The following is a 7,773-nucleotide window of genomic DNA, read 5'->3' on the forward strand; positions in this document are numbered from 1 at the left end:
TGTGCGTAGGATGATCATGTTCGGGCCATGCCTTTCAAAGCTGCGCTGTCCAGTCGAAGTCGCGGAGATAGAGACCGATGGGATTCAAGCGGACGACGCCCTCGTCCTGCGGCGGCGTCAGGGTCACGGTGGCAATGCCGCGAAAACGGCGGACGGCGGTTTCCTTGCCGCGCCGATCGCGCTCGAATTCGGTCCAGTCAAGCTGGTAGCTCTGGTTCGACAGCGCGACGATATTGTTAACCTCGACGGCGACAGTCGAGTTCTTCGCTTTCTCGAAGGGCGAGTTCGAGCGGAACCAGGCATTGATCTTCTCGGTCGCGGGATCGGATGTCCTTAGCAGCCCATAGGTGCGGTCGATATATTGCTTCTGAACGACGGCGTCCGGCGTCACACTTCGAAAATTCGACACGAAGCTGCCGAGGGTGGCGCGCACCACACGTGGATCGGCATATTCGATCTGCTGCGGAAACCCGGCATTGACGGCCGTGCCGAGCTTGTCGACCTCGACGATATAGGGAACGAGCTTTACCTGGGTGCTCTGATACAGCGCGTAGCCAAAACCGATCACAGCCATGGTGATGCCGGCGATGCCGACAATGCGCCACGCGGCGGCAGATCTAACATAGGATCCATAGCGCTCGTTCCATTCGTTGCGGGCGGCGAGATAGGGATTTGAAAGATCGGGATTATCAAGCGGATTGGGCCCAGTCATGGCTGATTGGCCTCCAGTGATATGTTCTCGTTATGTGGCGGTGGTGGAGGCGATGCGGTCCGACCCGGCTGCTTGTCGAGTTTGGCATTGGCCAAGCCCAGCAGAGATCCGGCATAGGCGCCGGGTGACCCGACCGCCTTGTCCTTCGCGGCTGAGCCGACCGCACTGGTCGCACCGCCGATGCCTGCCTCCATGCCACGCATGGCGGCACTACCGAGGGACGCTCCCCCTGCCCTCGCCGCACTTGCCGCCTGAAATCCTCTGCTGGCTGCTGCCGTCGCCAAAAAGCCTGCGCCTGTCGCAAAGGATGCGGCCTGACCGCCGTGGCGGATCGATTCCATGCCACCAGAGACGGAGGCGCCCTGAACGACACCCTGCAGAATTGGTGGCACATACATGGCGATGACAAAAACCACGACTGATATGCCGGCGATCGCCAGTGTGGTGATGAACTGCTCAGAGGTTGCTGTCGGTGCTTCCGCCAGGCCCAGCAGGATGTCGGAGCCGATCTTGGCGATCATGACCAGCGCCATCAGTTTCATACCGACGGAAAAGGCGTAGACCAGATACTTGATGGCAAAGTCCTTGGTGTAGGACGTACCACCCAATCCAAGCATGATCATGCCGGCGAGCAGTCCCACATACATTTCCACCATCACCGACACGAAGATGGCGGCAACGAGCGAGAAGCAGACGACGACCACGACCATGGCAAAAACGGCGGCGATCGCCAGCGCGTTGTCTTCCCAAAGACCGAACTTCGCCTGTTCCGACATCTTGGTTGCGACACGAATACCGGCGTCGAAAATATTGGCCGGCGACGCCGAGCCACCGCCGGCACCGATTACATAGAGGCTGTCGACGACCGCTTTGGCGAAGGTAGGTCCTTGATCGAGGATGAAGGCGAAGAGCCCGATGAACATGATGCGTTTCACGAGTTCGGCAAACCAGCTGTCAAGCGATGCGGCGTTAATCGCCAGCCATACCGCGGCGATACCAACCTCGATACCTGCCAGGATCCAGAACAACGAGCGCGCGGCATTCATGACGGTCGCCTCCCAGCCCTTTGCGGCTGCAACCACGGAGCTCTCTAAAGTCGTCAGCACTTGACCCTGCTGCGCCAGAGCCGGCGTGCTCGCGATCAGAAAGAGGCCGATCGCGATAAGGGCGAGCTCAATGCGCCGGGCGGGATGAACGATCACCATCTCGGCTTCATCTCCTGACCGGCGCGGATATCGCGTTCGCTTCCGCTGAAGAATTGTTCCCGGCGTGCCTGAGCGAGATCCTTTTGCGCCTGTTCCGACTGAAACCACGTGCTCATCATCGTCATCTGCTGGGAAGCGAGCCCACGCAGCTTTTGCATTTGCGCGACCTGCTGTGCAGCGATCTGGTGTCCAACCTGCAACGCCTTCATCTGCCCGTCGGCCGTTTCCGACATCGACCGCAGCGACGACATCGTGCTTTCCTCGCTTGAGAACTGGTCCGCCGTGAGGTTTGCGGCCTTCAGGGAACCGGCGATCGTGTCGCGATTGGTATCGGACCAGTTTTGATAAGTGGAAGAGAAACTCGCTCCATCAGGCAAATTGCTCTTCATCTCGGAAAAGCTCTGAAAACGCTGCTTGAGAACGTCATCGATATTTCCCATGGAAAACGCGACCCCCTGCCCCTGGGCGACGACGCTCTGCAGGTTCTCGAGGTCGCTCTCGACCTGACCCCAGACGTGGTTTGGCAATTGCGCCGTGTTTTGCAGCATGTTCTTGTAGATGTTGATCTGGTTCTGGATCTGCTCGGCAAGCTGCGAGATCTGGGTGATCTGGTTGTTCACCTGCTCAGCCGACTTGCCCACCAGCGAGATCAATTCGGCATTGTTGGCGAGCTGCGTCCATTCGGTTGCCTCGCCCGTCACGCCGCCGGCTCGGGCGGGAAGTGGCTGTGCAATCGCAAGCGCAGTTGCAACGAGGAACACCGCAGGGTGAACCTCAAGAGGTCGGAAAGAGTGTCTCGGCATGGGCGATCCCCCTTTGCTGGAGCCAGTGAAGAGGCCAGCCGGCCCCATGTTCGGAATGCAGGGCGCGTATTTGCTTGAGATCCTCCTTGCCAGTCGCCCCGACAAACGAGAGCGCGACCGGACCGAGCGCCATGTTGAAGAGCCTTCGGCCGTCGGCTGAGACGACGTAATATTCGCGCTTGGGAATGGCAGTTGCGACGATCTCGATCTGCCTCTCGTTGAAACCGATGCGCTCATAGAACTCGCGCGTGCCCGGTTCGCGTGCTCCGCCGTTTGGGAGGCAGATCTTCGTCGGGCAGGATTCTTTCAGCACGTCGATGATCCCGGAGCGCTCCGCATCCGAAATCGATTGGGTGGCAAGAACAACGGCGCAGTTGGCCTTTCTCAGCACCTTCAGCCATTCCCGGATCTTGTCGCGAAATACCGGATGGGCGAGCATCAGCCAGGCTTCGTCGAGAATGATCAGGCTTGGGGCGCCGGTCAGGCGTTTCTCGATGCGCCGAAACAGGTAGATGAGAACGGGAACGAGATTGCGCTCGCCCATATTCATCAGTTCCTCGATCTCGAAGCACTGGAAGGCACCGAGCGCCAGACCATCCTGCTCGGCATCCAGCAACTGGCCCATCGGACCGTCGACGGTGTAATGATGCAGTGAGTCCTTGATTTCGCGCATCTGGACCCCTGAAACGAAGTCAGACAGCGAGCGGCCGCGGGATTCTGCCATCAGCGCCAACTGCCTTGAGATGGCATTGCGGTAGTCCGGGGTGATGGTCACACCTTGCAGTGCCACCAGCATCTCGATCCACTCCGAGGCCCAGGCGCGGTCGCCGTCAGTCGACAGTTCGGCGAGCGGGCAGAAGGCAAGCGCCTTCACCTCATCACTAGTCGATGGGCCGATATCGCCGCCGATCTGGTAGTGATCGCCGTCGAGGCCGAGCGTCAGTGGCAGCATTGAACCGCCCTTGTCGAAGGCGAACACCTGGGCATCGGCATAACGCCTAAACTGAGCGGCAATCAGGGCCAGAAGCGTTGACTTGCCAGAGCCGGTCGGGCCGAAGATCAGCGTGTGTCCGACATCGTCGACGTGCAGGTTCAGCCGGAACGGCGTCGAGCCAGACGCCACCTGCATGAGTGGCGGCGAGGCCGGCGGATAGTACGGGCAAGGGGCGACCGGACTGCCCGACCAGACGGAGTTCAGCGGGATGAGGTCGGCGAGATTGCGGGTGTTGATCAGTGGCTCGCGAATGTTGGCGTAGGAGACGCCGGGCAGGCTACCGAGAAAGGCATCCGTGGCGTTCAACGTCTCGATCCGTGCGCCAAAACCTTCGGCCTGGATCAGGCGGCGGATCGCCTCGCACCTTTCCTGGAGGCGGGTGGGGTCTTCTTCAAATATCACGATGACCGGAGTGTAATAGCCATAGGCGACGAGCTGCGAGGAGGCTTCGGCGATGGCGTCTTCGGTTTCCGCCACCATCAGCATGGCGTCCTGATCGACCGAGCGTGATTGCGTCTGGAACAGTTGGTCGAAAAAAGGCCGCACCTTCTGCTGCCACTTCTTGCGGGTTCGTTCGAGCCGTGCCCTTGCTTCCTCAGCGTCGAGGAAGACGAAGCGAGACGACCAGCGATAGGTGAGCGGCATGCGGTCGAGCGTGTTGAGGATCCCCGGCCAGCTTTCGGCCGGCAGACCGTCGATCGCCACGACACCAAGAAAGCGGTTCTCAACCATTGGTGTCAAGCCATGCTGCAACTCGGCCGTCACCAACCAGTCGAGATACATTGGAATATCAGGCAGGCGCACGGGATGGTTCTCGCCGGTGACGCAGAAACGAATAAACTGGAACAGCTCGTCGTAGCGCGCGACGCGATAGCCGCCGCGCTCCGAGGTTTCCCGCGTCATCATCCGGCGGATGGACACGACATTGGCGAGATACTGCTCGACCTCCCGGATCGAGGTCAGGAAACTTGTCAGTGCCTTGTCGGCGTAGGTGGCGGAGCGACTTGCGGCATCCGAATAGATATACCGCGTTATCCCGGAGCGCCGCGGCTCCGGCGGCCGCCAGGTCAGGATCAAAGCATGACGGCTCTCGAAATGCCCCCTTTCCGTCTGAAAGTGCGCTCGCCGCTCATCGTCGATGGCGCGCGTCACCGGATCGGGAAAGTGGGATTCAGCCTCAGTCGGATAATCGCCCGTTGGCACCCTGATAGCCTCGACCTGGATCATCCATCCCGAGCCCAGCCGCGACAGGATCGCGTTGATCTGTCGCGACACCTCGTTGCGCTCGGCGTCGGTCGAGCTCTCGCTATCGGGGCCGGCAAAATACCAGCCGGCTATCAGGGAACCGTCTTTCAGCAGGATAACGCCATTCTCAACGAGTCCGGCATAAGGCACCAGATCCGCAAACGACGGTCCGGAATGGCGGAAGGATTTGAGCGCTACCATCTGGAATCCTTAGAACTTGCGCCACGGCGACGACGTCGCGCGATAGGACGTCTTGTAGGAGATGTGGCGAAGATAAACCCGGCGCATCAACGGATCGGATTTGGCCATCATGCGCAGCGCCGCGACGGCTACGAGCCAGATCACGATGCCGAACAGAGCCGCATACCAGGTTAGGACGACAAAGATCAGGATGCTGGCGGCCAGCGCCGTCAGCAGCACGAGCTCGCGGTCGGCACCCATGAGGAGGTTTGGCCGGGAGAGTGCCCGGTGCACACGCGAGCGCGCCAAAGAAGAGCCGGTCTCAGCCATGAGCGCCCTCCACTGCCGGGGCGGGCGTCGTCGTGGGTTGAGCCATGCTGTGCTTGGTCTGCGCGGTAGCCCCGCCGATCGATGCTCCGGTCGCGCCGAAGAGAGCGACGATCTGGGTGGCTCCGAGGAGTACCCCGCCGACTAGCGCGACATAGCAAAGCCGTCTCGCGAAATCATTCAGCTCGCCTCCGAAGATCAGCATGGCGCCGGCAATGGCGACGGCGGCCAGCGCGATGAACCCGGCGACTGGCCCCGTGATCGATTGCTGGATCTGTTGCAGCGGCGATTCCCACGGAAGACCGCCGCCTCCCGAGGATGCGAGCGCCGGATTTGCCAGGCCAACACAGAACGCGGCCAGTGCTGCACAGGTGAGAATGGTATTGGTTTTACACGACATGGCTGTCCTCATCGATCTGGGCATAATGTTCGGTCTGATAGCGGCCGTTGCGGTATCCCTCTATGTGGATGACCTCGCGGACCCGCCTCCCTTTCCCCGTTCGTTCAATGGAGACGACGAGATCGACGGCTTCGCCGATGACCTCCTGCATCGGCTGCTGGCTGGCTTCCGCCGTCAGCTGCTCCAGTCGGCGCAAGGCTGACATCGCCGTGTTGGAATGGATCGTGGTGACGCCGCCCGGATGGCCGGTGTTCCAGGCCTTGAGCAGCGTCAGCGCCGCACCGTCACGGACCTCGCCGACGATGATGCGGTCGGGACGCAGGCGCATCGTGCTTTTCAGCAGGCGGGCCATGTTGATGGTCTCGCTGGTATGCAGCGACACTGCATTTTCCGCCGCGCATTGGATTTCTGCCGTGTCTTCGAGGATGACCATTCGATCGTCCGGCGACGCAGTGACGACCTCGGCGATAATGGCATTTGCAAGTGTGGTCTTGCCCGATCCCGTACCCCCAGAAATGACAATGTTCATCCGTGCCTCGATCGCGCTTCGAATGGCCGATGCCTGTGCTTCCGTCATCACCTTCGACGTCACATACTCTGTCAGTGGAATGAGACGCGAGGCACGACGGCGGATAGTGAATGCCGGTCCGGAGACCACAGGTGGCAACAGCCCCTCGAAGCGGTGTCCGCCAATTGGAAGTTCGCCAGAGATGATCGGCCGCTCGTCGTCGGCCTCAGACTGCAGGGCATGCGCAACGCTGCCGATGACAACTTCGGCTGCAGCAGAGCTCATCGAGCCAGCCGGTGCAACGCCATGTCCCAGCCGTTCGATGAAAATGCGGCCGTCCGGGTTGAGCATGATCTCGATGACGGTGGTGTCATCGAGGGCGATGCAGAGTTGGTCGCCAAGTGCGTCCTGTAGTTTGCGGACCAGGCGAGGATGGGAGCGGAGCTGGGTCACGCAGCGCTCCTGAGCATTGCTCCGTCGGTCCGGGGAACTGACTGATAGCCCTGTGGGCATACCTGCTCGAAGCTGGCGCGGTCGGCTGGCAGGCTTCCGGCGATAGCGATGGTGTTGCCGATCGGAGCCGGTTCGCCGAGACGCTGCATCGGCCATCCCGCTCGCTTCAGGATGCGCTCGAAGCGGAGATCGGTGGCCGTGACGATCTCGCTGTAGCCACTTGCCATCGACCACTCGATGATACCGGCGAACAAGGTGAGCGTCGCAAGATGGAGCTGGCTCCCTCCCCTTCCCGCAGCCAGGGCCGTATCAACGCAGAAGCGCGAACTCTCGGCCATGCCGGAATGAGCGCGGAGCGAACCCGTACCAAGAAGCTGGGGGAAGGTTTGCTCCAGCATGGTCGGGCCCGAAGCTGGAAGAAGACGAACGCAACCTGCCACGTTTCCACCGTCGGCAATTGCCAGAAGATAAGTCGGCTTGCAATCATCGTACTGGTCGCGCTCTTCTTCGTCGCTGATGGAGACGTCCCAGGCCAGACGTCCGCCAAATACCCTCGCGCGAAGATGGTGCATTTGTCTCAGGACGTCGCGATAGCGCTCGTATTGGTCGGGTGCGATGGTCAGTATCCGCATGATGATCTCCGCTTGATTTGGGTCATGCGAACAGAAATCATCTCGTTGAGCGTGTGCCTATGTGCAGATCTGCACCTCAGGTGATTCTAGCGAGTCGCTAGTCCCTCGCGTAGGATTTGAGCGCGCGATGAGCTCGGCAGACGAGATTCATGTGCAAATCTGCACATCCCTTTGGCACTCGGGCTTTTAGAAAAGTGATGTAAATGTCTGTTTATCAAGGGGAAAACCACAGGCATGACTGGCAGACCATCCCCTGTCGTTAAAGTTTGGTTAACCTAAAATCTCTTGCCCACATCTCAGAATCGGAGCTAACT

General features: G+C 60.4%; 8 protein-coding genes. All 8 read right to left on the bottom strand.

What is annotated here, in order from left to right:
* Positions 1-34 precede the first annotated feature (34 nt).
* The 8 genes from RMR21_RS24815 to traI are packed head-to-tail and all read right to left on the bottom strand — an operon-like array spanning position 35 to position 7,459.
* Positions 35-712 carry a conjugal transfer protein TrbF gene (locus RMR21_RS24815; protein WP_498672451.1) on the bottom strand — a complete coding sequence of 226 codons (678 nt, stop codon included), beginning with the start codon at positions 710-712 and terminating at the stop codon, positions 35-37.
* On the bottom strand, positions 709-1,917 hold the full coding sequence (trbL, locus tag RMR21_RS24820; RefSeq protein ID WP_498672452.1) for a P-type conjugative transfer protein TrbL: 1,209 nt from the start codon (positions 1,915-1,917) through the stop codon (positions 709-711). The genes RMR21_RS24815 and trbL overlap by 4 nt, the downstream gene beginning before the upstream one ends.
* Positions 1,911-2,720, bottom strand: a complete 810-nt coding sequence (gene trbJ / locus RMR21_RS24825; protein WP_498672454.1) for a P-type conjugative transfer protein TrbJ — start codon at positions 2,718-2,720, stop codon at positions 1,911-1,913. Before trbJ ends, trbL begins: the two co-directional genes overlap by 7 nt.
* Complete coding sequence (locus RMR21_RS24830) at positions 2,692-5,160, bottom strand: conjugal transfer protein TrbE (protein WP_498672457.1); 2,469 nt, start codon at positions 5,158-5,160, stop codon at positions 2,692-2,694. Before RMR21_RS24830 ends, trbJ begins: the two co-directional genes overlap by 29 nt.
* A gap of 9 nt (positions 5,161-5,169) precedes the next feature.
* Positions 5,170-5,469: a conjugal transfer protein TrbD gene (locus RMR21_RS24835; RefSeq protein WP_498672460.1), complete on the bottom strand. Its 300-nt coding sequence runs from the start codon at positions 5,467-5,469 to the stop codon at positions 5,170-5,172.
* The gene (gene trbC / locus RMR21_RS24840) at positions 5,462-5,866 is read right to left on the bottom strand and encodes a conjugal transfer pilin TrbC (RefSeq protein WP_498672462.1); all 405 of its coding nucleotides are present in this window, start codon (positions 5,864-5,866) and stop codon (positions 5,462-5,464) included. Before trbC ends, RMR21_RS24835 begins: the two co-directional genes overlap by 8 nt.
* A complete protein-coding gene (gene trbB / locus RMR21_RS24845) occupies positions 5,856-6,827 on the bottom strand; it encodes a P-type conjugative transfer ATPase TrbB (RefSeq protein WP_498672465.1) in 972 nt (323 codons plus the stop codon). The genes trbC and trbB overlap by 11 nt, the downstream gene beginning before the upstream one ends.
* Positions 6,824-7,459: an acyl-homoserine-lactone synthase gene (gene traI, locus RMR21_RS24850; protein ID WP_498672468.1), complete on the bottom strand. Its 636-nt coding sequence runs from the start codon at positions 7,457-7,459 to the stop codon at positions 6,824-6,826. The genes trbB and traI overlap by 4 nt, the downstream gene beginning before the upstream one ends.
* Between the last annotated feature and the right edge of the window lie 314 nt (positions 7,460-7,773).

This window comes from Agrobacterium sp. rho-8.1 (assembly GCF_033957725.1).
In the GTDB taxonomy this organism is placed as follows: Bacteria; Pseudomonadota; Alphaproteobacteria; order Rhizobiales; family Rhizobiaceae; genus Agrobacterium.

Bases quoted from the DNA above. Each gene is read 5' to 3' on its own strand.
- RMR21_RS24815 (WP_498672451.1), bottom strand. From the start codon at position 712: ATGACTGGGCCCAATCCGCTTGATAATCCCGATCTTTCAAATCCCTAT.
- trbL (WP_498672452.1), bottom strand. From the start codon at position 1,917: ATGGTGATCGTTCATCCCGCCCGGCGCATTGAGCTCGCCCTTATCGCG.
- trbJ (WP_498672454.1), bottom strand. From the start codon at position 2,720: ATGCCGAGACACTCTTTCCGACCTCTTGAGGTTCACCCTGCGGTGTTC.
- RMR21_RS24830 (WP_498672457.1), bottom strand. From the start codon at position 5,160: ATGGTAGCGCTCAAATCCTTCCGCCATTCCGGACCGTCGTTTGCGGAT.
- RMR21_RS24835 (WP_498672460.1), bottom strand. From the start codon at position 5,469: ATGGCTGAGACCGGCTCTTCTTTGGCGCGCTCGCGTGTGCACCGGGCA.
- trbC (WP_498672462.1), bottom strand. From the start codon at position 5,866: ATGTCGTGTAAAACCAATACCATTCTCACCTGTGCAGCACTGGCCGCG.
- traI (WP_498672468.1), bottom strand. From the start codon at position 7,459: ATGCGGATACTGACCATCGCACCCGACCAATACGAGCGCTATCGCGAC.